Raw genomic sequence first — 25743 nt, 5'->3', positions numbered from 1 at the left:
AAGATTAAACTAAGTTTAATACAGTTACTTTTTCACGTGTCATAGACTCAAGGCTCTTACGAATACCTTGTGCGCCCATACCTGAACCTTTTACACCGATGAATGGGAAATGGTCAGGGCCGCGCTCTGTGCGTCCGTTAATTTGTACAGAACCAGTTTCGATTTTGTTAGCAATTGCAAATGCTTTGTTAATGTCTTTAGTGAAGACACTTGCTTGCAGACCGAATTCTGATTTGTTAGCAATTTCAATTGCCTGTTCATCTGAAGAAACACGGATGATTGGAAGGATTGGACCGAATGGCTCTTCCCAAGCAACTTTCATCTCTTCTGTTACGTGATCGATTAATGTTGGGTAAATTAAGTTACGCTCACGTTTGTTACCGATAACGATCGTAGCACCTTTTTCAACAGCGTCGTCAACTAAACCTTGAACGAAGTCAGCAGATTTGTCGTCAATTAATGGAACGATTGTGCTGTCTTGTTCTGGAGATCCAACTGATAGTTCAGCTACTTGCGCTTTTAATAAGCTAACAAGCTCGTCCGCTACGTTTTCGTGTACAAGTACACGTTTAATAGCTGTACAACGTTGACCAGAGTAAGAGAATGCACCGCTTACGATATGGTTTGCAGCATCTTGTAAGTCAGCATCTTCACGAACGATACCAGGATCTTTACCACCAAGTTCTAATACAAGTGGAATCATTGAAGCTTTTTTCGCTAAATGTTTACCTGTGTTTGTACCACCTGTGAACGATACCATATTGATGCCTTCGTGCTCTACTAAGTAGTCACCAATTACAGAACCGCGTCCTGTAGCTACGTTTACAAGACCTTTTGGAAGGCCAGCTTTGTGAAGTGCTTCAACCATTTTAATACCACTAATTGCACCTTGAGTTGCTGGTTTGAAAATAACAGCGTTACCCATAATTAATGCTGGTGCAAGTTTTGCAGCAGATAAGTTTACTGGGTAGTTAAATGGTGCGATTGCTAATACAACACCAAGTGGTGCGCGTTGGATAATCGCAAGTTTAGATTTTGTACCGCCCGGGAAGCTATCGCCCATCATGCTTTCTCCGTGCATATGTAAAGCTTCTTCGATCGTGTAACGAATGAAGTCAGCTGTACGAACAACTTCTTTCTTCGCATCTTTATATCCTTTACCGACTTCTTTCATAATGATATCGGCAATTTCATCCTGCATATTTACGAGCTCATCAGCCCATTTATATAAGTATTTTGCGCGATCTTGTAGGGAAGCTTCAGCCCATGATTTTTGAGCTTCTTTTGCAGATGCAATTGCTTCATCCACTTCTCCGCGAGTAATTGCTTGTACTTGTCCAATTACTTCGTGTAAGTATGGAGATGGAATTTCGATTGTTTCTCCTGAAGAGCTTTCTCTCCATTCTCCGTTTAAATAAAATTTGTACGTATTGCTAGTTGTCATGATTAGTCCTCCTAAAATAGCAACTTGTAAGAGTGAGTATAAGGTGATTGTAGGGGGTTTGATAACATTTTTCAAATGAAATGTTTGTGAAAACGATTTCTTGTTCTTTTTTTATTTTGTATGCCCTTTCTTACAGAACATTCCCTTATTTCAAAATGGTGTATCATATATTTTTATTTGAAGTGTGAAAAAATAATTGACAGAATACTCAATAAAGTTGTAAGATTATAAATGGAAAATAAATGCAGGGGGTGTGCGTAATGATTGTAATCGTAAATGTAATGGGCTTAGCTCTGTTAAATGGCAGAAAACATTCATATCATTACGCAACCCGTACGGATATATAGGGCATCTTTGTCTTATAAAAAGCGTACGTTGCGTATATCGTAACGTACGCTTTTTATGCATTCCTGTGCATATCGTCAAGCGGCGGTATGCTTTTTTTTGTTTATTTTCCCTTGTTTAGTTCCGATAAAAAACTTTGGAAGGTGGAAAAATGTGATGAGATTGTATGGGTTACGAAATGTAAATGTGATGGGTCTGGATAGTGGATAAAGAAATGAGAGGTAAACGAGAACGAGAAGGGAGAGGTTACATTGTTATCAGTATTACTAAAGTTAAAATGGTTTTTTAGGGAGCACTGGAAGAGATATAGTATTGCCATTGGAGCTCTTTTAATTGTGAATATAGTTGAAGTTATTCCCCCGAAAGTGTTAGGGGTTACGATAGATAATATAAAAACAGGAACGTTATCGAACGAAGCAATTATGCAATCTATTCTTATTTTAATAGGGGTTACAATCGTTGGGTATGGTCTTACTTTCGTATGGCAACATCAATTGTTTGGAGGTGCATTTGTACTTGAGAAAACGATGCGCTCTAAATTTATGGGGCATTTACTTAAGATGACGCCGACTTTTTATCAAAAAAATCGTACTGGCGACTTAATGGCGAGGGCAACGAATGATTTAAAAGCAATCGCTATGACAGCTGGTTTTGGTATATTAACGCTTGTGGATTCTAGTTTATACATGCTTACGATCGTTTTTATGATGGGATTTACAATTAGTTGGGAGCTTACATTTGCAGCGCTTATTCCGCTTCCAATTATGGCGTATGCGATGAATATATATGGAAAGAAATTGCATGAAAGATTTACCGTTGCGCAAGATGCGTTTGGTGATATGAACGATAAAGTGCTTGAATCAATCGCTGGTGTGCGTGTTATTCGTGCATACGTACAAGAGAATGCAGACGAGGAAAGATTTCATCACTTAGGAGATGACGTCTACGAAAAAAATATGAAAGTAGCGAGAATTGACGCATTATTCCAACCAACTGTGAAAATGCTTGTTGGCCTTAGTTATTTAATCGGTTTAGTGTACGGGGCATATCTTGTATTTCAATCAAAGGTAACACTTGGTGAACTTGTTTCATTTAACGTGTATTTAGGGATGATGATTTGGCCGATGTTTGCAATTGGTGAATTAATTAATGTTATGCAAAGAGGAAATGCTTCGCTTGACCGTGTGAATGAAACGTTAGCGTATGAACCAGATGTAAAGGATCCGAAACATCCAAAGCTTGTGCAAGAGCCGGATTATATTCAGTTTGATGACGTTACCTTTTCATATCCTTCATCAACTGAAACAAATTTAAAAAAGGTTTCGTTCACCTTAAAACAAGGGGAGACGCTTGGGGTTGTCGGAAAAACAGGAAGCGGGAAAACGACGCTTGTACGTCAGCTTCTTCGTCAATATCCACTTGGAGATGGAGATATTGCAGTTTCTGATGTGACATTAGATAAAATGACGAATGAAAATGTACTCGGCTGGATTGGTTATGTACCGCAGGAGCATATTTTGTTCTCAAAAACAGCGCGAGAAAATATTTTATTCGGAAATAGGGAAGCGACTGAAGAAGAACTAGAGAAAGCAATTGAAATTGCTGCGTTTAAAAAGGATTTAGAGTTTTTACCAGAAGGGTTAGAAACGCTCGTTGGAGAGAAAGGTGTTTCTTTATCAGGAGGGCAAAAACAAAGGATCTCGATTGCAAGAGCTGTTATTCAAAATCCAGAAATTTTAATTTTGGACGATTCTTTATCAGCTGTAGATGCTCGTACGGAAGCAGCGATCATTGAAAATATAAGAACGGAAAGAAGCGGAAAGACGACGATTATTACGACGCATCGTTTATCAGCAGTGCAACATGCGGATTGGATTCTCGTTATGGATGAAGGCGCAGTTATAGAAGAAGGTACGCATGCTCAGCTTATCCAAAAGGGAGGCTGGTATGCCGAACAGTTTGAAAGACAACAAGGTGAAAGTGAAAGTGCGGATAGTGGGGTGAAAATATGAGCGTTTCAAAACGATTGTTTCAATACGCGATGAAAGTGAAAGGGACGATTTTTGCTGCGATGTTAATGTTATTTATTTTCGTCATCGCAGAGCTTGCTGGTCCTTTCGTCGCTAAAACGATGATTGACGATCATATCGTCGGGATAGAGAAACCTTGGTATGAAACAGAACAGAGTGAAGATGCTGTTTCGTATAATGGGGCTTTTTATAAGCGAAGTGATCGCTTTGAACAAGGCGAGAAAAAAGGAAAAGAAGTACGCGTGATGCAAGTCGGTTTTCAATATTATTTTGTACCGAATAAAGTAAATGTAGAAGGATCACGTACTGTAAAAGGGGATATGATTACCGTTCAAAATGGTAAGGCGGTGCAAGTTTATAAAGCGAAAGCATTAACAAAGGAAGAAGTATTTGCATTTTATAAGCCAGAAATAAACCGTCTATTATTACTTGGTGGTGGCTATTTTGCTTTATTAGTAGTCGTATCATTATTTGCATACGGAAAGCAGTTCTTCTTGCAAAAGGCAGCGAACAAAATTATTCAAATTATGAGGGAAGATGTTTTTTCTCATATTCAAACGTTGCCAATTCGTTATTTCGATCATTTACCAGCAGGGAAAATTGTGTCGCGTGTAACGAATGATACGGAAGCCATTCGTGATCTATACGTAACGGTACTTGCGACATTCGTTTCAAGTATCATCTATATTATTGGGATATTCGCTGCGCTATTTTTACTTGATGTAAAATTGGCGACGTTATGTTTACTGATTATCCCGATTTTAATCGTTTGGGCAATTCTTTATAGAAAATACGCGTCTGTATACAATCATAAAATGCGCTCTCGTTTATCTGATATTAATGGAACAGTAAATGAATCCATTCAAGGGATGCCAATTATTCAAGCGTTCCGTCAAGAGCGTGAAACGAAAAAAGAGTTTGAAGAATTAAATGGCGATTATTTTAAGTATCAAAATAAAATTTTGAATTTAAATGCAGCAACTTCTCATAATTTAGTATCCGTATTAAGAAATATCGCTTTCACAGGTGTGATTTGGTATTTCGGTGGAGCTTCATTAAGTGCTACAGGCGTCATTTCTCTAGGGATACTGTATGCGTTCGTTGATTATTTAACACGATTGTTCTCACCGATTACAAATATGGTGAATCAGCTTGCTAACTTAGAACAATCGCGTGTTGCATCAGAGCGTGTTTTTGAATTGTTAGAGGAAAAAGGAGAAGCAGTAGAAGAAGAGCGTATGCCTCGCTTACAAGGAAATGTGAAGTTTGATAATGTATCGTTTTCTTATAATGGGAAAGATGAAGTGTTAAAAAATATTTCTTTTGAAGCGAAACAAGGGGAGACCGTGGCACTTGTCGGTCATACTGGATCAGGAAAAAGTTCTATTATGAACGTACTCTTTCAGTTTTACGAGTTTGAAAAAGGAAAGCTTACGATTGATGGTCATGATGTAAAAGAGATGCCGAAACAAGCAACTCGTGAACATATGGGAATTGTACTGCAAGATCCGTTTTTATTTAGCGGAACAGTAGCATCTAATGTAAGTTTAGAAAATGAAAAAATTTCAAAAGAGCGCATCGTAAAAGCATTGCGTGATGTTGGTGCTGAAAGATTTGCGAACAATATAAATGAAGAAATTACGGAGAAAGGAAGTACTCTTTCAACCGGAGAACGTCAGCTTATATCGTTTGCTAGGGCGCTCGCTTTTGACCCAGCCATTTTAATTTTAGATGAAGCGACATCTAGTATCGATACAGAAACAGAGGCGATGATTCAACAAGCGCTAGAAGTTGTGAAAAAAGGAAGAACGACATTTATTATCGCTCACCGACTTTCAACAATTAAAAGCGCAGATCAAATTATTGTGCTTGATAGAGGAACCATTTTAGAAAAAGGGTCTCATGATGAGCTAATGAAAAAGCGCGGGCGTTATTATGATATGTACAAAACGCAAATGGAAGGGAACCAGAGCGCTTAATAGGTATGGGAGAGAACTTGTGATTTTCACAAGTTCTTTTTTTAGTGAATCAGGGCAGTTAAATAAGAAGTATTATTTTACCTTTCGTACAATAAATGCTATATTAAAAAATGTTACTTATTTTTTGTATGTAGCATTATTTTTCCCTTTTGTTTGATTATGAAGAAAAAGGATAAACTAAATAAGAACATTTTCATTGAAAAATTGTTCAAGATTGCATACAATCAATATAGTTTTTAAATTCCTATCAGAATACTTGGAGGATTACTATCATGAAGAAATTATTTTCAGTGCTTGCAGTAACTACATTAGCGATCGGGATTGTAGCCGGCTGCGGTAAAGAAGAGAAAAAAGATACAGCTAGTCAAGACGCGTTACAAAAGATAAAACAAAGCGGTGAACTTGTAATTGGAACAGAAGGTACATACGCACCGTTCACATTCCATGATTCAAGCAATAAATTAACTGGATTTGACGTTGAACTATCAGAAGAAGTTGCAAAACGTTTAGGTGTAAAACCTGTATTTAAAGAAACACAATGGGATAGCTTACTTGCTGGTTTAGATGCAAAACGTTTCGATATGGTTGCAAACGAAGTTGGTATTCGTGAAGACCGTCAAAAGAAATATGATTTCTCTAAACCGTACGTTTCATCTTCAGCGGCATTAGTTATTGCAAAAGATAAAGATAAGCCTGCTACATTTGCTGATGTAAAAGGTTTAAAAGGAGCACAATCTTTAACGAGTAACTATGCAGATATTGCTAAGAAAAACGGTGCGGAAATTATTGGTGTAGAAGGATTTAGCCAAGCGGCAGAATTATTAGCTTCAGGACGCGTTGATTTTACAATTAATGATAAGTTATCAGTATTAAATTATTTAGAAACGAAAAAAGATGCAAAAATTAAAATTGTAGATACTGAAAAAGAAGCTTCAGAAAGTGGATTCTTATTCCGTAAAGGTAGCACTAAGCTTGTACAAGAAGTAGATAAAGCGTTAGAAGATATGAAAAAAGACGGTACGTATGACAAAATAACGAAAAAATGGTTCGGTGAAAATGTATCTAAGTAGTGCATTGGTTTCAGATCGATTGTCTACTTGGATAGATATTATGCAGACTTCCTTCATGCCTATGCTGAAGGAAGCTGTTTTTACAACAATTCCATTAACGCTTATTACATTTATTATCGGGATTATACTGGCAACGTTAACAGCGCTCGCACGTATTTCTGGTAGTCGTATTTTACAATGGATTGCTCGTATCTATGTATCTATCATTCGCGGAACGCCACTTCTTGTACAATTATTTATTATTTTCTATGGACTTCCAACTCTTAATATTGAAGTTGAGCCATATACAGCAGCAGTTGTTGGATTTTCATTAAATGTCGGTGCATATGCATCTGAAATTATTCGTGCTTCTATCCTTTCCATTCCGAAAGGGCAGTGGGAAGCAGCTTATACAATTGGGATGACATATCCACAAGCATTAAAACGTGTTATTTTACCACAAGCAACGCGCGTATCAATCCCGCCGCTTTCGAATACATTTATTAGCTTAGTGAAAGATACTTCGTTAGCATCGTTAATTTTAGTAACAGAAATGTTCCGAAAAGCGCAGGAAATTGCGGCGATGAACTACGAGTTTTTAATTGTTTATTTTGAAGCAGGTCTTATTTATTGGGTTATTTGTTTCTTATTATCAATCGTACAACAGATGTTAGAAAAGCGTTCAGAACGCTACACATTAAAATAATCCTTTTACAAAAGGAGTTTTTGTTTTTATGATTTCAATTCAGCACTTACAAAAAAGTTTCGGAGATAATACCGTACTAAAGCATATAGATTTAACAGTTGAGAAGGGCGAGGTTGTTGTTATTATTGGGCCGTCTGGATCTGGTAAAACGACATTCTTACGTTGTCTCAATGTATTAGAAACACCAAACGCTGGTAATATTCGTATCGGTAATAAAGAGCTTAACTTCTCTCAAAAAGTAACGAAGAAAGATATTGTTAATCTTCGTACGCAAACAGGTATGGTATTCCAGCACCATAATTTATTCCCGCATTTAACAGCACTTCAAAATGTAATGGAAGGGCTCGTTACAGTGAAAAAGATGGGGAAAGAAGAAGCGAAGAAAAAAGCAAACTATTTCCTTGAAAAAGTTGGTTTAGCAGATAAAGTGGATTTATATCCGTTCCAATTATCAGGCGGACAACAACAGCGCGTTGGAATTGCGCGCGCGCTTGCGATGGAGCCGGAAGTGTTACTATTTGATGAGCCGACGTCAGCGCTTGATCCTGAACTCGTTCAAGAAGTTCTGAAAGTAATGAAAGAACTTGCTAAAGAAGGCATGACGATGGTTATTGTAACGCACGAAATGCGTTTTGCACATCAAATTGCGAACCGTGTTATTTTCATGGATGGTGGTGTCGTTGTCGAACAAGGTACACCAGAAGAAGTATTTACAAATCCAAAAGAAGAACGTACGAAGAAGTTTTTACAAATGTTGCAATAAATTAAGGAAGGTCTCAAGGCATATGCCTTGAGACCTTTTTGCCATATATATTTATTTGTGGAATCCGCCAAGGCTTTGCTCAGCCATTGCAACTAGACGTTTTGTGATTTCTCCACCAACTGAACCGTTAGCGCGAGCCGTAGAATCTGCTCCTAATTGTACACCAAATTCTTGAGCGATTTCGTACTTCATTTGATCGATTGCAGCTGTTGCACCTGGTACTACTAATTGATTTGAAGAATTTTGGTTTGCCATAGGAATATATCCTCCTTAGAGTTATAAAAGTTTTTTTGGTTGGACTAGCTGGAGTTGAACCAGATTATCGCCCCGGTTGGCGCTAATCCATCGGTAATTAAGTTTGTACTCATAGTATGGATGTTACCTAGAAAGATATACAAAATAATAATTTGTAAATTTTGTCAAAAAAAATTATTGATTTCGTAAATTATGAAATAAGAGTAATCGTTGTATTTTTAAGAAAACAGGCCAAACTAAGGAGGATATTAAATATAATTTTCTCATTGTAGCCTGCTACTTGTAGGCTAATTATTAGCTTCTTATATAGGATTTATTGAAATAAAAATGAAATCGGTAGCAACTTTATAGTTCTATTTTTAAGTAGGGATGGAGTGGGCACTCCTATGTCTGGATAGGTTGCTCTCTTCACTCTAAAAAAGAGAGGCTTTAAACGATAACGTATGGAGGAATCATGATGGGGATTTGCCCGCTTTGCAACGCATTAGAATCACAAACATATTCTTGTCAAAATTGCCAAAGTATACTCCAAGATTATGGGAAGTCTGTAGATTACATAGACGATTATAGTGCCTATATGGATCAAGAATTATTAAGTGCAGTAGATGGTTTAACGCATAATAATTCAAATGAATATTGCAATCATATTTTTTATTGCGGAGTATGTAGCGTGGAAACTGAGGTTGTAGTAAAACTTGTGTAAATAGAAAACTTCCACCTTATTATCTAGGTGGAAGTTTTTGTTTTTGTATTTGTGAGTGAATCATAGGAGAAGGGATATGTTCGGTGTTTGATGAAGCCCCTGATTTTATTTGAGACATTTTTTCCTTTGTATCACGTAAAGAATGTTCAGTTAAGTAGACGGCATATTCGTAAAATAATTGGCGTGTCAGTTCACTTTGTTCTTTTAATTTGGCATCTTGGAATACAGTTCGCCCAGGTTTAGAGTTGGCTTCAAATAACCACGGATTTTCCTTTGTGTCTAAACCGATATCGAAACCAATCTCACCGATGTTTCCAGTTACTTGCTCGTCGAGTGCATAACTTATTTGCAGAGCTGTTTGTTTTAATTTATTTTCAATTTGAACTTGCTTCGTTGAATCTGGAAAAAGCTCTTGTAGCAATTTTGTATTACCGCCGCTATTTACATGCGTTGTTAAACTGCCTTTGCCGGCGATTTTGGCGACGATTGCACTAACTATCCAATTACCGAAATGATTTTTATTTGTATGAATGCGGAAATCAACAGGTTGACCATCAAAGCGAAGTAACGAAATACCTTGCTGTACGATAAACTTTTTTAAATCATGCCCTTTTAATACGTGGTTTAGAAGAGTTTCTAATGATTGATACTTTCTTAGTTTATTTTCTTCATTTTCGCGATAACGACAGTAGTAGCAATTCTCTGTTTGAGAATAAAATATTTGATGAATATTTCTACCGAAGCTCCCGTGTATTGGTTTCATGTACACAGATTTATACGTGCCAAGAAACCGTTCTACTTGTTCAAAATGCTGAAATGCTTCTGTGTTTGGTAATAAGGGTCTAATTGATTCGTCTTTCATAAGAAGTTGATGAACTTCCCATTTGTTGAAAAAACCTGGGTTAAACCATGGAATGGAGTAGTCTTGTTCTAACTTTCTTTTTGCTCTGACGATTGGTTTATAATTTTCCGCTTGTCGATTCGGTAATCGATCGTAAATGACGTTTGGTAAAGGGACCTTTTTCTTTATCCATTGTTTCTCTTGAAAGAAATATCCTTCAATCGTTTCTTCTTCCCAGTTTATATGTTGAACGCCAAAGACGAATACGAACGGTCGTAATGAGAATGGTGGTGTTAACAACTCACTGAGAGCAATTGAACGATTTCCTAAAGGATTAGAAGAATCATCGTTAAAGCCAGTTGTAAAAATGCCGATTAATGGTCCGAAAATAATTGTTTGGTTTTGTGTGAATGCATGAATAGTAGTTGATTGAGGTAGTAAAAGTTTATCGGCAATATGTTTTCCAATAATAATTTCGCGAGTAAAGGAATAATGAATTTTTACTTCTTCACTTGCTATATGACGTATGCCGAAGGAGAGGGATGTAATAGGTGGCGTAATAGAAAAAACGTAAGGTAAAGTAATACTATTTGGATGTTCATCTGAAATGTTTAATGTATATATATGTTCTTTCAAAATAGGTTTACCTCCTTTCATTATGGTGTAAAGCGACTGAATTTAAGTGGTCCGTGAAATATCTTTTCAGCTAATGAATCACTATGACGAATGTATTGTTCGTAAGGAGGGATCGTGTTGACATACATAAGCCAGATTGCACCTTTTTGATCCATAATTGTGGAAAGTTCTAGTTCAAATAACGAAGAATAAGACTGATCTAGTGTTTGGAATACTTCATTTATAATGTCGTGTAAAGCGTCGTGTAATAGTTGCACACCTGTACTAGATAGTACGTATTTAATTTTTGAAAATGAATGTAATGAATCATCGTCCGTTGTTGAGGGTAAAAGCTGATTAGGAAATGAGCTTTTTTGTATAAATTGACCGATAACATTCCAAGTTTGTTCTTTGTTTTTTTGCAAAATGGTTCGAATGTGCAGTGGATATGTTAATTGATTTGGTGGTTGTAGCATAGTGTGCGCTATGTAACGTGATGAACGTATGTTAGATTTACACCAAGATATAAATTCGTCTGTGCGTTTGATTGGAATAGAAGTATGGTATTTTTCATTTACCGTATCGATCTGAAACGTTTTATTTTTGTAAGCGACTCGATATAAGTTATCTTTAGAATGTATATTAGTGGGGCGTATAATAATATCTTTAGTTTTTAACAACAGTTTGAAAATGTTTTGTATCGTCGCAATTTCAAATTTTGGTATATAAGGAGACAGTTTTTTATTAGTGAGAAATAAATCATGTAGTTCACTTGAATTAATAAGTGTGTTATTTAAAAAGGTAGTGGAAGGACGATTGTGCAAAGAGTGAATAATTGATTTTACTTTTTCAAAGTCTGTTTCCTCTTGAAAAGAATAACGATCATATATATAAGAAGGAATAGGGAATGTTTGCTTTTTCCATTTTCCTGTATCTGTATCGTAAATAAGACCAGAAACAAGGTCTGTTTTAGGATCAATACAAAATGGCGTAAACTGGGCAACGACATTATGATAAAGCCGAGCGCGTTTAGCGATTTCGGTGTAATACGTTTGCTCATAATGAAGTTTAGAAGTTAAAAGGCCGAGAACCAACGAAATCACTCCTTTACTACTATTTGCATAATAGGCGAAGCTATATATTGCAAATACGTTTTTATACCATTATACTTTTGTCCGTATGATGATATGCTATAGTTTTGGAGAAGTGAAAGGTTGATTGTAATGAATATATGGTTAAATATGTTAACGACGACAGGACTCGGAGCAATTATTGGAGGATATACGAATCATTTAGCGATAAAAATGTTATTTCGTCCTCATCGTCCTATTTATATCGGAAAGTTTCAAGTTCCATTTACACCAGGGTTAATTCCGAAGCGGCGTGATGAACTTGCTGTTCAATTAGGAAAAATGGTTGTAGAACATTTGTTAACACCAGAAGGAATCGGAAAAAAGCTAACAAATGAAGAGTTTCAAAAAGGTTTAATTCACTGGGCGCAAGTGGAAGTGGATAAAGTAATTACGAATGAACAATCACTGCGATATATGTTAGAAAAATGGAATGTAGCACATGTAGAAGAAGAAGCAACTCGAAAAATCGAACATGTGATTACAGAAAAAATTCATGCATTTTTAGCAGAGTATTATACATATACATGGGAACAGGCTTTACCTCATTCTGTACATGAAAAGATAGAGAATGCGATTCCGAATGCCTCGGCGTTTATTTTAGAGCGAGGAATTAGCTTTTTTGAAAGTGAAGAAGGGAAAGCGCGTCTTTCAAAAATGATTGATGATTTCTTTGCTTCTCGTGGAACGCTACTTAACTTAGTTGGGATGTTTTTAGGAAATGTGAGTCTAGTGGATCGTGTGCAGCCAGAAGTTATTAAGTTTTTAGGGCAAGATGCTACAAAGCAGCTTTTAACTGACGTACTGCAAAAAGAGTGGGAAAAGTTAAAAGGAAGAGATGTAAAAGAATTAGAAGCATTTGTAGAGAAAGAAATGATTGTAAGCTCCGTGCTGTCAGCAGTTAAAGTAGAGGAAACAGTGAGTAAGTTTTTAAATCAATCGGTTCAGCAAGTATGTGAACCAGTTCGAGAAACAATTATTGAAAAAGTGGTTCCAAGTGCAGTAACGAAAGGCTTAAAGTGGGGAACAGAAAACGTAGAGAGTATACTAAACAATCTACACCTTGCGGAAATTGTCCAGCAAGAAGTGTCTACATTCTCAACAGAAAGATTAGAAGACTTAGTTCTGTCTATTACGAAAAACGAATTAAAAATGATTACGTATTTAGGAGCGTTATTAGGCGGAATGATCGGGCTCGTACAAGGATTGTTACTATTGTTTCTTAGATAATAAGGTGAGTACATAGAAATAAAAGTGAAATTTCTTCACATCTCTTGCATAGTTTGATATGGTAAGAAGAGGTGCGTATGTAAATGCACTGAAAAGGCAGTGCGTATGAAAAGCGCTAGCCTTCTAAAGGAGGAAAAATAAAATGACAAAGAACATTCATGATGTTGCATATGAATTACAAAAAGCAATCGCTGAAAACGATGACTTCAAAACTTTAAAAGAGAGCTACGCAGCAGTTCAAGCTGACACAGCTTCAAAGAACTTATTCGATGAGTTCCGTACAATGCAACTTAGCCTACAACAAAAAATGATGCAAGGCCAAGAAATCACTGAAGAAGACAACCAACAAGCACAAGAAGTTGTAGCTCGCATTCAACAAGATGCTAAAATTACAAAATTAATGGAAACTGAGCAACGCCTAAACGTTGTAATCGGTGACGTTAACAAAATTATCATGAAGCCACTTGAAGAATTATATAGCGCGCAACAACAAGCGTAATAGTGGAAGACGCTCCTAGTTTAGGAGTGTCTTTTTTGTTTAGGGAATTTAATAGTTATATCACAAAAACTCTCTTTCAAAATAGCCATTTCTTATTGATTATTTTGAAAGGGATATGTAACACATCGGTTAATTTTTTTTATTGCTGTTAATTGAAATTTTAATATTTTTTTCGTTCAAAAACTTTTCAATCTCTTTTTGTTTCCTCCCATTTATTTTCTCAAGGCGTTTCGTAAAAGAAAAATTCGCCTTGAATAAGTTACCATCTTGGGCGAGTTTGTCTAACTCTTGATCTAGTTCTACTGAAAGTGCTGTAGACGATGAAATAAATTCATATATTTCTTTTGAAGGCTTTTTGTAATCATCAGGGATTGTATTGTTACTAATAAAATTATGGAAGTTTGCATCATTTTGCTTCGCTAACTCTATTAGTTTTTGTAATTTTTCTCGGTCAGATTCAGTGAAATTCTTATCAGAATTTGTTGAAGCGAGAGGAATTATATTTTCAGCTAACTCCCAACTATAATCTATATAATTTTTTATATTTTGTTTCATTTCGTCTTCACTAATAGTTTCATTTTTCTTTGAGGAACTAAATATATTTTCTGGAACTTTAATAGCAACATCTTTGATAGATTGTACATCATTTTTTTCCTTAGGCTGTACACTGTTTGAACAAGCTGATAGAAATAACATTGTAAGTAACATGAATGGGTATAAAATATAATTTTTCATCTTAATCTCCTTTTGCATTAGTGTCGTTGCAAAATAGCTACATTCCATTTCAAATACCTAACTAAAGCTACGTATAGATGTTTTATCATTTGATAACATATGACGGATATTAGTAAGCCGATGCAAAAGGCTATGAATACATTGTAAACATCGGAATAACTGATTTGATGAAACCCTTTAAAGAATCCTAACCCTATTAATAATATAGGTGAAATAATTAATAACGGTGTAGCAATTATAAGTGTTAGAAGAAGCGGTAATAGAAAGAGTAATACGAAAAAGGCGATAATGATAAATATAAAGTTTAAAAGACTTAAGCTCATAACAGAAAACAGTGCTGTCATAATGTTTTTTAGGCTGCGCCTATTGTCAGCGTTGCTTATTGCATATGAAACGTTAAGTTCTTTAGCGATAGTTTTAGGGTTTCCTAGTTTTTTAGAAATTTCCTCTTCAGATATTCCATCTTGTTTACCACTAATAAAATGAGTTTCGTACTCCGAGATAATATCCTCCTTTTCTAAATTAGGCATATTCCGTAGGGAAGAACTAAGTTGCTCTAAAAATTCACTTTTGTTCATAACAATCACTTTCCTTTATAAAATGGTGAATTATGGCTGAAAATCCTATCTTTTTTCTAAACAGCACACACAATCTATATTTACTTTTTGAAAGGCGATATACTAATCGTAAATGACATTCCAAATAATGGTTATTCCATTATTTACAAATATATCACTTGCTATTATTCTTTGCAATGTACTATAAATTTGTTAATAATGTGAATAGGTGGAAGTATTTTTGTACATTTTTAGAAGAGATATAAAAATGTTATTTTAAGATAAACAAAAGGTTGTAAGCGCATTCTTTAAATCTTGTCAAAATAATATCGAATTCATATTGTTGGAAAAATAATGCATTTGTAATATAATGATAAATGATACTTCACCACATTAATTAACTAGGTGAAATTAAAAATCTTTATTACACAAATTATGAAACAAAGGAATGATTAGTTTGAGTACAGGTGTAAAAGTAAACGACGTGAAGACAAAAACAAAAGGAGCAGATCTTGTTGTTGATTGTTTAATTAAACAAGGTGTTACACATGTTTTCGGTATTCCAGGAGCAAAGATTGACTCTGTATTTGATGTATTGCAAGAAAGAGGACCAGAGTTAATCGTTTGTCGTCATGAACAAAATGCAGCATTTATGGCAGCTGCTATTGGTAGATTAACAGGGAAACCGGGCGTATGTCTTGTAACTTCAGGACCAGGGACATCAAATTTAGCGACAGGTCTTGTTACTGCGAATGCGGAGAGTGATCCCGTTGTTGCTTTAGCTGGTGCAGTACCGCGTACGGATCGATTAAAACGTACGCATCAATCTATGGATAATGCTGCACTATTCGAACCAATCACAAAATATAGCGTAGAAGTAGAGCATCCTGATAATGTGCCAGAAGCACTTAGTAATGCATTTCGAAGTGCGACTTCCACAAATCCGGGAGCTACTTTAGTAAGTCTTCCGCAAGACGTTATGACTGCGGAAACAACTGTAGAGTCTATCGGTGCGCTTTCTAAGCCACAGCTTGGAATCGCTCCCACAAATGATATTACATATGTAGTAGAAAAAATAAAATCAGCGAAATTACCAGTTATTTTACTCGGTATGAGAGCGAGCACAAATGAAGTGACGAAAGCTGTTCGTAAATTAATTGCGGATACAGAACTTCCTGTCGTTGAAACATATCAAGCAGCTGGTGCGATTTCACGTGAGTTAGAAGATCATTTCTTCGGCCGCGTTGGATTATTCCGTAACCAACCAGGTGATATTTTACTAGAAGAAGCAGACCTTGTTATTTCTATCGGTTATGATCCAATCGAGTATGATCCAAAGTTCTGGAATAAACTTGGCGACAGAACGATTATTCATCTTGACGACCATCAAGCAGATATCGACCATGATTACCAACCAGAGCGTGAATTAATTGGTGATATTGCCTTAACGGTAAATAGCATCGCGGAGAAATTACCGAAACTTGTATTAAGTACGAAATCAGAAGCGGTATTAGAACGATTACGCGCAAAATTATCAGAACAAGCAGAAGTTCCAAATCGTCCTTCAGAAGGTGTTACGCATCCACTTCAAGTGATTCGTACACTTCGTTCTTTAATTAGTGACGATACAACCGTTACATGTGACATCGGTTCCCATTCTATTTGGATGGCGAGATGTTTCCGTTCTTATGAACCACGTAGATTATTATTTAGTAACGGTATGCAAACGTTAGGTGTTGCACTTCCTTGGGCAATCGCAGCGACTTTAGTAGAACCAGGTAAAAAAGTAGTTTCCGTATCAGGTGACGGTGGTTTCTTATTCTCAGCGATGGAGTTAGAAACGGCAGTACGTTTAAATTCTCCAATCGTCCATCTTGTTTGGAGAGACGGCACATATGATATGGTTGCATTCCAACAAATGATGAAATACGGCAGAACATCAGCTACAGAGTTTGGCGATGTTGATCTTGTGAAATATGCGGAAAGCTTCGGAGCGTTAGGTCTTCGTGTTAACACGCCTGATGAATTAGAAGGGGTATTAAAAGAAGCATTAGCAGCAGACGGCCCTGTCATTATTGATATTCCAATTGACTATCGTGACAACATTAAATTAAGCGAAAAATTATTACCAAACCAATTAAACTAATGGAGGCAGATTTGAGATGACTGTTGCGCAATTAATTGATATTGATGCAAAAAAAACGAAAACGAGTAATGAAGTATATCAAACATCTACAATGCTTGCGCTATTAGATGGTATATATGATGGTGTAATTAGCTTTGAAGATTTGAAAAAACATGGTGATTTCGGCATCGGCACATTTGATCAATTAGACGGTGAAATGATTGCATTTGATAACGAATTTTATCATTTACGTTCAGACGGTTCAGCAGAAAAAGTAGAGCCAGAAGAAACAACACCGTTTGCGACTGTAACGTTTTTTGAAAAAGAAATGAGTTATACGGTAGAGCGTCCGATGAATCGTGAAGAAGTTGAAGCGTTATTACATGAATTAATGCCAAGTAAAAACTTATTTTACGCTATTCGAATGGACGGTACGTTCCGTGAAGTAAGAACGAGAACTGTTCCAAGACAAGAAAAACCGTATACACCACTCGTTGAAGTGACGAAATCGCAACCAATCTTTTCGTTTGAAAATACAGAAGGTACGCTTGCTGGATTTTGGACACCAGATTACGCACAAGGTATTGGGGTAGCTGGATTTCACTTACATTACATTGATGATGAAAGAAGCGGAGGCGGACATGTTTTCGACTATGTTGTAGAAAACTGCACGATCCAAATTTGTCAAAAAGCTCATATGCATTTAGCACTTCCAGAAACAGCAGATTTTATGGCGGCTGAATTATCAAGAGAAAATTTAGAGGATAATATTGCAACTGCGGAAGGTGCGGAGTAAAAGGAGAAGACTGTTCCATTTTGGAACAGTCTTCTTTTATTTGTCGGTAAGTCGATATCGTTTATTTCTTTGAAACAAACGGATGCCCCTCATAATAAAAACGCCACGGATAATGTACAGCTTCTTCTGCATAGTCGATATTAATACGAGGTCCTGCTGTTATTTTATATTGTGATGATATGTGTTCTTCTTTTGGAACTAATTCAATATGTAACGTATCACTTTGTAACGATACACCGCGTTCTTTTAAAGTGATGCCAAGTGCACGGCATAGTTTGCCAGGACCGTTCGTTAAATTTTTGTACTGCGCTTTTGTAATTTCTGTCTTATTGTAGCGCGCTAGTTTTATTTCTTCTATTCCATCTACCGGCTCAAGAGCTCGAATGAGAACACCTTGCGGGGTGCCCACTGGCGCTGTAATAACGTTAAAGCAATGATACATACCGTAAATTAAATATACGTAAGCATGCCCTGGTGCACCAAACATAACTTCTGTGCGATCTGTCCGTCTGCCTCCGTAACTATGTGCGGCCTTATCATCTGGGCCTTTATATGCTTCTACTTCTACAATGATTCCGCTTCGCTTTATTCCGTCTACAATATGAACAAGTTTTTGCCCGAGTAATTTTTTTGCGACTTCTAACGTATCGCCTTCATAAAAGGAAGGAGGTGCCTGCATTGTACTATCTCCTTTACTAAGTGTATATGTATATAGTAAACCAAATTTTCAGTAGTAATTCTAACTCGTTCTATTTATCGGGTTTATTTCATAAATTATGGATAGAGTACAACAGCGAAGAGGGGGAGTGCGACATGATTTATCGCTTACTAGCTCTTAATATAGATGGGACACTACTATACAACAATGGAAAAATTGCAAAAGGATTAAGAGAAACAATTGAATTTGTGAAAAGAAAAGATGTATACGTTACGTTATTTACGAGTCGTAATTTTCAATCCGCTCATAAAGTAGCAAAGGCGTTAAAATTAGATTCTATATTAGTGACACATGGTGGTGCTTTCGTTTCAGCAACGTTAGATAAGCCGTACGTTCAAAGAAGATTATCTGAAGAGAAGACTTTTAACATTGTGCAAGTGTTAGAGCACTTTGATTGTAACGTACGTATTTCTCATGAACGGTTTTCAATAGGAAATCGTGAGAGAAATACACCAAACTTAATTGCGCGCACTGTATTATCAAGCGCAGATCCGTTATTTTATCCAGTTCAATTTGTAGATTCGTTAGGTGACGCGCTTCGTGACCATCCGGTAGCAGCGCCAAAAATTGATGTTCTTTTCCAAAGTAAAGGTGAAAAAGAAAGAGGACTGAACACATTAAGAAAAGCATTTCAAGATGTAGAGTATGTTGAATGTGATTCAAAACGAATAGAAATTTTACCGCAAAATGTATCAAAGTTACGTGGATTACAATTGCTTGGAGAGCATTTAAATATTTCGCTAAATGAAATGGTTGCGATTGGAGATAGTATGGAAGATTTAGAGATTATTGAAAACGTGGGACTTGGGGTAGCAATGGGGAACTCGCCTGTAGAATTAAAGCAAGCAGCAGATTGGATTACACGTTCAAATAGCGAAAACGGTGTAGAGTATATGATTAAAGAGCATTTCCGTAAGCAATTCCCGCTTCCGTTTTTGAAGAATCATAAAAATACACCGAAACGATGACAGAAAAACGTAGCTTTTTGGCTACGTTTTTTTGTTTATCTTATTAAAAACAGTGAAAGCGTTTTAAAATATGAATTGTGTATGAAATCTATACAATTCACTTGAATCCTTTAGAAAACTAATGTAAAGTGAATGATGTTGCCAAAATAGTTACACCACATGAAATATTCTTCAGATTAATTTTATTGGGCTCCCATACGTAAAAGTATTTCCGCATGACAGTTTAGTTCAAGTATTATTTCAAAAATGAATTGTAGCAATCTTATTAAGTAGTTGTAGTGTTTCTTTGTTTTATTTAAATGGATTATTTTAAGTTAATGTGAGTAAGGTTTGGTACATATGATATGTACTTCTTTTTGTGGTTTTAGGAAGTTTAAAAGGGGGAATGAATTTCTTGAGGAAATCATTTAATCAAAAAATTAAAAAGTTAAGTAGTAGTTTAATAGTTGTATTACTAATATGTATGAATTTTTTAATCCACTTACCATTTAAAGCAGAGGCAGCTACAACAGAATTAAAAGGTTTAGGTGATGTATCTTATTACAATGCCATCATTTTTGGAGATCATAGTGCAACGAGTGCGGATATTGAAGGTGCGATGGCTGTTCAGAAAAATATGAACGCATCAAGTTATACAGTCGTAGCGGCTGCAACTGGAGCAAATAACTTAGCTGGAGCAACTTGGGTAGATGAAGGATATCCATCATTATTACTAGGCGGTCAATTTACGAAAGCGGGAGCAGGACAAGTAATTATTCAAGATGGAACAGTGGCGATGACAAAAGACGGTGACCCAGATGGCGCAATGAAAACATCATATGACCGTATCTCTTATAAAGAGCAAGCGGAGATTGATGCTAAGTTTAAAGAATTTAGAAAAGACGTTGATGGTGTAATCGGGGATGCAAGTAAACTACAGACTGATAAGCCAAAACCTAATATGAGCTTTGGCATCGGTGAAGATTTAAATAACCCTAATATTTATGTCTCTTCAGGCCAAACTGGAAAGAAAACATTTGATGTAAAAGACGTTTTTCTTCCGAATGTAGAGAATAAAGACTTTATTGTTATTTATTCAGATGCAGAAGAAGTGAGTTTTGGTGGCGGTGCAATTTTGTATGATACAAGAAATACTGGGATGGCGACGGATTTAATTAATACATCTCAAGCATACGATCCTAATTCATCTTTTACTGAGTTAGCTAGTAAGGTAATTTGGGTATTTCCTAATGCTACAAAGATAACAACTAAAGGATATGGTGTAGTAGGCAGTGTGTTTGCACCTAATGCAGTTGTAGAAACAAAAGGTGGTTCTATTAATGGACAAGCCTATGTTGGAGGATTACACCAAAGAGATGGTTTTGAGGTTCATAACTTTAAATTTAACTGGCCAAAGTGGAATAAGCCAGCAGCTGAAAAAGGACATTTACAAATTAAAAAAGTTGATGAAAACGATGAAAATATTGTTTTAAAAGACGCAAAATTTGATGTTATAGACAAAGATAATAACGTTGTGGCTACTGTTACAACAAACGAAAAGGGTATTGCGGAAGTTAAAGATTTACCACTTGGTGACTATTTTGTAAAAGAAATAAATGCACCAGAAGGATATATAAAAGTTGATACACCAGTCAAAGTAACAATTGATAATACAAACGTAATTGAACTTGTTATGAAGAATACGAGAAAAGTAGAGAATGGCCAATTTAAATTATTGAAAAAAGATAGTGAATCTGGTCAACTTCTACCAGGTGCAAAATTTGATGTTATCGATAAAGATGGGAAAGTTGTGGAAACAATTGTTACAGATGATAAAGGTGAAGCCTTATCGAAACAACTTCCAGTTGGAAGCTATACATTAAAAGAAGTAGAAGCACCGAAAGGATATGAATTATCATCTAGTTCAGTTTCTGTTGATGTAGAGGCTAATAAAGTAGTGACTGTAGATGTGGTGAATAAAAAGATCCCCGAAAAAGTAACAGGTCAATTTGAAATCGTGAAAGTAGATGCGGAAGATAAAACGAAAGTATTATCAGATGCAGAATTCGAAGTGTATAAAGATGGTAAAAAAGTAGATACGTTACGAACAGATAAAACTGGTAAAGTAGTTTCTCAGAAATTAGAACCAGGAACATACACATTAAAAGAAACAAAAGCACCACAAGGATATAAATTGCTAAAAGAAGAAATTGAAGTCGTTGTGGAAGCGGACAAAGTAGTAGAAGTACAAGTAGAAAATGCAAAAGAACTAGGAAGCTTACAAGTAATCAAAAAGGATGCAGAAAGTGGAAAAGTTCTAGCAGGTGCGGAATTTAAATTAAAGAACGAAGCTGGTCAAGTAGTTGGAGAAGCGAAAACAACGAATAAAGACGGTGTTGTAAAATTCGAAAACTTAGTGCCAGGAAAGTACACGTTAGAGGAAACGAAAGCCCCGGAAGGTTATAAGGCGTTAGAAGTAACAGTAGAAGTAAACGTTGTAGCGAACGAAGTAGTAAAACAAGAAGTTACGAATGAAAAAGTAACAGGTCAATTCGAAATCGTGAAAGTAGATGCGAATGATAAAACGGAATTGTTATCAGGTGCAGAATTCGAAGTGTATAAAGATGGTAAAAAGGTAGCGGAACTGAAAACAGATGAGAGTGGAAAAGTGATGTCACCAAAATTACCGCTAGGTGAATACACAGTGAAAGAAACGAAAGCACCAGCGGGCTACAAGCTTTCAAATAAAGAATGGAAAGTAACAATTCAAAACGAGAAAGAAGTAGTAAAAGTAGAGGCAGAAAACGAAAAAATCTTAGGTTCTCTACAAATTATTAAAATGGATGATAAAGATCAAACGAAACGCTTAGCAGGCGCAGAATTTACATTGAAAGATGCGAAAGGAAATGTTGTAAAAGAAGGAATTACAACAGATAAGTCTGGAACGGTTAAAGTAGACGGACTTGTGCCAGGTGAATATACGTTAGAAGAAACAAAAGCACCAGAAGGTTATGAGTTAACAAAACAAATAATTCATGTAACAGTTGACGGTGAAAAAGTTGTTGATGTAAAAGTAACGAACAGTAAGAGCCTTGGTCAATTCGAAATTGTAAAAGTAGATGTGGAAGATAAAACGAAAGTATTATCAGATGCAGAATTCGAAGTGTATAAAGATGGTAAAAAAGTAGATACGTTACGAACAGATAAAACTGGTAAAGTAGTTTCACAGAAATTAGAACCAGGAAAGTATACATTAAAAGAAACGAAAGCACCACAAGGATATAAATTGTTAAAAGAAGAAATTGAAGTCGTTGTGGAAGCAAACAAAGTAGTAGAAGTACAAGTAGAAAACGCAAAAGAACTAGGAAGCTTACAAGTAATCAAAAAGGATTCGGAGAGTGGAAAAGTTCTAGCAGGTGCAGAATTTAAATTAAAGAACGAAGCTGGTCAAGTAGTTGGAGAAGCGAAAACAACGAATAAAGAAGGTGTTGTGAAATTCGAAAACTTAGTGCCAGGAAAGTACACGTTAGAGGAAACAAAAGCGCCAGAAGGTTATAAGGCGTTAGAAGTAACAATAGAAGTAAACGTTGTAGCAAATGAAGTAGTAAAACAAGAAGTTATGAATGAAAAAGTGAAAGAAGAAATTACAGGTCAATTAGAAATTACAAAGGTAGACGCTAATAATACAAATAAAGTATTAGCAGGCGCAGTGTTTGAAATTTGGAAAGACGGAACAAAAATCGACACATTAACAACAAACAAGAGCGGTAAAGCGACTTCTAAGAAGTTAGAACCAGGAGATTACACTTTAAAAGAAATCCAAGCGCCAGAAGGATATACTTTATTCGATAAGGAAATGAAATTTACGATTTCTAATGAAAAAGTTGAAGTTGTAAAGCTTCAAATTACAAATGAAAAAGATACAGAAAAAGGTCCGGAAAAACCAGGTGAAGGAACAGAAAAGCCGGGTGAAGGAACAGAAAAGCCGGGTGAAGGAACAGAAAAGCCGGGTGAAGGAACAGAAAAGCCGGGTGAAGGAACAGAAAAGCCGGGTGAAGGAACAGAAAAGCCAGGTGAAGGAACAGAGAAGCCAGGTGAAGGAACAGAGAAGCCAGGTGAGGGAGTAGAAAAACCTAATTTACCAGAAAAAGGACAAGGTTCTTCTAATAATCAACAACTTCCAGCTACAGGACACAATACGAATTACGTTCCATTCATCGGTTTTATGCTTCTGTTATTAGGAATACGTTTAAGATTCATGGCTAAAAATAGTTAAAAGATGTATAAAAGGCATCAGAGATTATACAATCTCTGATGCCTTTTAAATTAATACAGATAAATATTTTAAGCTTCAATTACGCTAAGCATTCTGTTTATAAATGCAGCTGCGTGTGCACGTTGTGATGGTCCTTTTGGTACGAATTCATTAAATTCATTACCTTTTACAATTCCATATCCATACACTCTTTGTACTTCTTCTTTAGCGTAAATTAAGTTTTGGTCTACGAATGGTAGTTCAACTTGTTTTGCAAAAATACCAGCGTGTTTTAGAGAACGATCAATCATAATAACAGCTTCTTCGCGTGTAATTGTAGTATTTGGATCAAATGTATTATCACCACGTCCGCGGATTATGCCTGCGCTTGCTGCACGATTAATACCGTCTCTTAACGATGGGTGTACTTGTTCTAAGTCTGTGAAATTAGCATTTCCACTTGGTAATTGTAAAGCACGAGTAATTAGTGTAGCAAATTCAGCACGCGTTACAAGACGTTCTGGGAAGTACTTGCCGTTCCCTTCTCCTTGCATAATGCCTCTAGCTGCTAATTGACGAATGTCTTGTTCATACCATCCACCTGTAATGTCATCAGTTACGGGATTTTTTTGATTTTCCTTATAGTATGTTTCAGTTCCTTTTAAGAAAGCATCCCATTGTCCGCGTTGAATCATAAACGCAGGGCAGTTTTTTCCTGACCAAAATTGGTGTTTTTGGACCTTATCTAGAGAAATATTTAAGTCGTTCATTAAATAAGCTGCCAATTTACGGGCATTTTCTACCGCTTTTTCATAGTTTCCATCTTGATTAACGGCAATTTCAATTCCGATAGATTCATAGTTTCCAGTTTTATTTCCAGCATGCCATCCAACTTCATTTACTGGAAGATGTTGATAAATTTCTTTATCATCTACTGTGAAATGCCAAGATGCGGCGCGATCAGCTGTTCCGCGTGCTTGATTATCTAAGAATTTTGCATGATTTAGAGCATTAGCACCCTTCGCTGTATTAGCCGTTTCGTGAATCGTAATATATTTAGGCACCATCGGGTAGCCAGGGCGAATATCGTCATTTCCTTTTGGGACAATCATTTCTTTAAATGTAACGCCATAAATATTGTTTGTTTGTAGAGCTTCTGGCGATCTCAATAAACTATTTTTAGCAGTACGACTGTTTTTTAATAATGAAGCTTTTGTACCTTCAAATGTAGAAGAAGGTGCATAAATCCATTTTGTTGTTTCATTTATTTGGACTTTAAACCAATTTCCAGCTTGTTCAGTAGGAGTTATGACTTGTGGCTGTAGTTTCCCTTCTTCTTTAAATGATTGGAACGGAAGGGCATGTATGGAAGCTTCTTCTTTTACGATTAATTTTTGATTAGATAGTTTATGAATCTCTTGAACTTCTAAGCTATTATCATTGTTATCTATCCATCCAGCGCCGGTTGGCGTCGTTATGTAATAAGCATTTCCTTTTTTCTTTGTCGCCGTTACGACTTGTTCTGTAATCTCGATATTCGATTTGTTTTTTAAATCATTCGCGGTATATAATGAATGTTTTTTTGAAGTGTATAGTAGGAATTGACCAGTAACCTCGATATCTTCTTCATGAGTACTATGCTCATTAACATGCTCTTTAATACTTTTAAAAACTTGATCTTCCGTATATACTTCAGCAGATTTTTCAGCACTCTCTGCAAATGAATAAGTAGGTGCAAGAACAGTTTGTAATGCAAGAGAGAGAGTTAAAACACTATAAAATTTCTTTTTCATATTTTTTTTAACACATTAGATTATGGAATCTAGTGTTAACATTCCTCCTTTTTATATTGTATTTTCACTATGTATCGATTTTAGTACTAATAAATTTTAACAAGAGAAAATGATGATGTCTATATACAGGAGCGATATTCATAAAAAGAATTATTTGAAAAAATGTAAGAGAAACAGGTAAAACCTTCTGTATTGACCTGTAAACGCCCTTCAAGTAAACTAAAGAGA

Annotated in this window: 20 protein-coding genes; 12 read left to right on the top strand and 8 right to left on the bottom strand. The window is 36.0% G+C overall.

All coding sequences use genetic code 11. The features are described from left to right. Nucleotides 1-4 precede the first annotated feature (4 nt). On the bottom strand, nt 5-1444 hold the full coding sequence (gene gapN, locus ACTFR8_RS19180) for an NADP-dependent glyceraldehyde-3-phosphate dehydrogenase (RefSeq protein WP_000213634.1): 1440 nt from the start codon (nt 1442-1444) through the stop codon (nt 5-7). A 596-nt stretch (nt 1445-2040) separates the two neighbouring features. Here gapN and ACTFR8_RS19175 point away from each other — a divergent pair. The 5 genes from ACTFR8_RS19175 (at nt 2041) to ACTFR8_RS19155 (ending at nt 8316) form a co-directional block, all read left to right on the top strand. After that, nucleotides 2041-3801 carry an ABC transporter ATP-binding protein gene (locus ACTFR8_RS19175; protein WP_000953785.1) on the top strand — a complete coding sequence of 587 codons (1761 nt, stop codon included), beginning with the start codon at nt 2041-2043 and terminating at the stop codon, nt 3799-3801. Next, nucleotides 3798-5798 (top strand): ABC transporter ATP-binding protein, encoded by a 2001-nt coding sequence (locus ACTFR8_RS19170; protein ID WP_000116650.1) that lies wholly within the window; start codon nt 3798-3800, stop codon nt 5796-5798. The genes ACTFR8_RS19175 and ACTFR8_RS19170 overlap by 4 nt, the downstream gene beginning before the upstream one ends. A gap of 272 nt (nt 5799-6070) precedes the next feature. Next, complete coding sequence (locus ACTFR8_RS19165) at nt 6071-6868, top strand: amino acid ABC transporter substrate-binding protein (RefSeq protein ID WP_000732836.1); 798 nt, start codon at nt 6071-6073, stop codon at nt 6866-6868. Further along, nucleotides 6855-7553, top strand: a complete 699-nt coding sequence (locus ACTFR8_RS19160) for an amino acid ABC transporter permease (protein WP_000281499.1) — start codon at nt 6855-6857, stop codon at nt 7551-7553. The genes ACTFR8_RS19165 and ACTFR8_RS19160 overlap by 14 nt, the downstream gene beginning before the upstream one ends. 28 nt (nt 7554-7581) lie before the next feature. Continuing rightward, nucleotides 7582-8316 (top strand): amino acid ABC transporter ATP-binding protein, encoded by a 735-nt coding sequence (locus ACTFR8_RS19155; protein ID WP_000623610.1) that lies wholly within the window; start codon nt 7582-7584, stop codon nt 8314-8316. A gap of 51 nt (nt 8317-8367) precedes the next feature. Here ACTFR8_RS19155 and sasP read toward each other — a convergent pair whose 3' ends face one another. Continuing rightward, complete coding sequence (sasP, locus tag ACTFR8_RS19150; RefSeq protein ID WP_000013338.1) at nt 8368-8571, bottom strand: small acid-soluble spore protein, SasP family; 204 nt, start codon at nt 8569-8571, stop codon at nt 8368-8370. Between the two features lie 457 nt (nt 8572-9028). On the opposite strand from sasP, the gene ACTFR8_RS19145 reads away from it, so the two are divergent. Beyond that, nucleotides 9029-9274 carry a hypothetical protein gene (locus ACTFR8_RS19145; RefSeq protein WP_000510475.1) on the top strand — a complete coding sequence of 82 codons (246 nt, stop codon included), beginning with the start codon at nt 9029-9031 and terminating at the stop codon, nt 9272-9274. A 19-nt stretch (nt 9275-9293) separates the two neighbouring features. Here the strand turns inward: ACTFR8_RS19145 and ACTFR8_RS19140 are convergent, their stop codons facing one another. Beyond that, nucleotides 9294-10751, bottom strand: coding sequence for a YheC/YheD family endospore coat-associated protein (locus tag ACTFR8_RS19140; RefSeq protein WP_000658091.1), 1458 nt, complete (start codon nt 10749-10751; stop codon nt 9294-9296). A gap of 20 nt (nt 10752-10771) precedes the next feature. Beyond that, entirely contained in the window at nt 10772-11824 is a 1053-nt protein-coding gene (locus tag ACTFR8_RS19135) for a YheC/YheD family endospore coat-associated protein (protein ID WP_000242813.1), read from the bottom strand. Between the two features lie 129 nt (nt 11825-11953). Between ACTFR8_RS19135 and ACTFR8_RS19130 the strand changes: the two genes are divergently transcribed. Continuing rightward, nucleotides 11954-13090 carry a DUF445 domain-containing protein gene (locus ACTFR8_RS19130; protein WP_130067753.1) on the top strand — a complete coding sequence of 379 codons (1137 nt, stop codon included), beginning with the start codon at nt 11954-11956 and terminating at the stop codon, nt 13088-13090. 142 nt (nt 13091-13232) lie between these two features. Then, entirely contained in the window at nt 13233-13589 is a 357-nt protein-coding gene (locus tag ACTFR8_RS19125; protein WP_000164610.1) for a YlbF/YmcA family competence regulator, read from the top strand. Nucleotides 13590-13718: 129 nt separating this feature from the next. Here ACTFR8_RS19125 and ACTFR8_RS19120 read toward each other — a convergent pair whose 3' ends face one another. After that, nucleotides 13719-14324, bottom strand: coding sequence for an NDxxF motif lipoprotein (locus tag ACTFR8_RS19120; RefSeq protein ID WP_000800756.1), 606 nt, complete (start codon nt 14322-14324; stop codon nt 13719-13721). 17 nt (nt 14325-14341) lie between these two features. Continuing rightward, nucleotides 14342-14902 carry an HAAS signaling domain-containing protein gene (locus ACTFR8_RS19115; RefSeq protein WP_252209825.1) on the bottom strand — a complete coding sequence of 187 codons (561 nt, stop codon included), beginning with the start codon at nt 14900-14902 and terminating at the stop codon, nt 14342-14344. Nucleotides 14903-15338: 436 nt separating this feature from the next. On the opposite strand from ACTFR8_RS19115, the gene alsS reads away from it, so the two are divergent. Beyond that, complete coding sequence (alsS, locus tag ACTFR8_RS19110; protein ID WP_097856508.1) at nt 15339-17027, top strand: acetolactate synthase AlsS; 1689 nt, start codon at nt 15339-15341, stop codon at nt 17025-17027. Nucleotides 17028-17043: 16 nt separating this feature from the next. Then, nucleotides 17044-17802: an alpha-acetolactate decarboxylase gene (gene alsD, locus ACTFR8_RS19105; protein WP_000215020.1), complete on the top strand. Its 759-nt coding sequence runs from the start codon at nt 17044-17046 to the stop codon at nt 17800-17802. A 61-nt stretch (nt 17803-17863) separates the two neighbouring features. Here alsD and ACTFR8_RS19100 read toward each other — a convergent pair whose 3' ends face one another. Further along, nucleotides 17864-18481, bottom strand: coding sequence for a DNA-3-methyladenine glycosylase (locus ACTFR8_RS19100; RefSeq protein WP_001148797.1), 618 nt, complete (start codon nt 18479-18481; stop codon nt 17864-17866). A gap of 134 nt (nt 18482-18615) precedes the next feature. Between ACTFR8_RS19100 and ACTFR8_RS19095 the strand changes: the two genes are divergently transcribed. Both ACTFR8_RS19095 and ACTFR8_RS19090 read left to right on the top strand, forming a co-directional pair. After that, on the top strand, nt 18616-19488 hold the full coding sequence (locus tag ACTFR8_RS19095; protein ID WP_000640418.1) for a Cof-type HAD-IIB family hydrolase: 873 nt from the start codon (nt 18616-18618) through the stop codon (nt 19486-19488). A gap of 394 nt (nt 19489-19882) precedes the next feature. Beyond that, nucleotides 19883-23743, top strand: a complete 3861-nt coding sequence (locus ACTFR8_RS19090; RefSeq protein WP_440027689.1) for a SpaA isopeptide-forming pilin-related protein — start codon at nt 19883-19885, stop codon at nt 23741-23743. A 68-nt stretch (nt 23744-23811) separates the two neighbouring features. Here ACTFR8_RS19090 and ACTFR8_RS19085 read toward each other — a convergent pair whose 3' ends face one another. Continuing rightward, the gene (locus tag ACTFR8_RS19085; RefSeq protein ID WP_000726532.1) at nt 23812-25515 is read right to left on the bottom strand and encodes an S-layer homology domain-containing protein; all 1704 of its coding nucleotides are present in this window, start codon (nt 25513-25515) and stop codon (nt 23812-23814) included. Nucleotides 25516-25743 lie beyond the last annotated feature (228 nt).

This window comes from Bacillus cereus group sp. MYBK15-3 (genome assembly GCF_051916765.1).
GTDB lineage: Bacteria > Bacillota > Bacilli > Bacillales > Bacillaceae_G > Bacillus_A > Bacillus_A cereus.
This window is presented reverse-complemented; position numbering and strand designations above follow the sequence as displayed.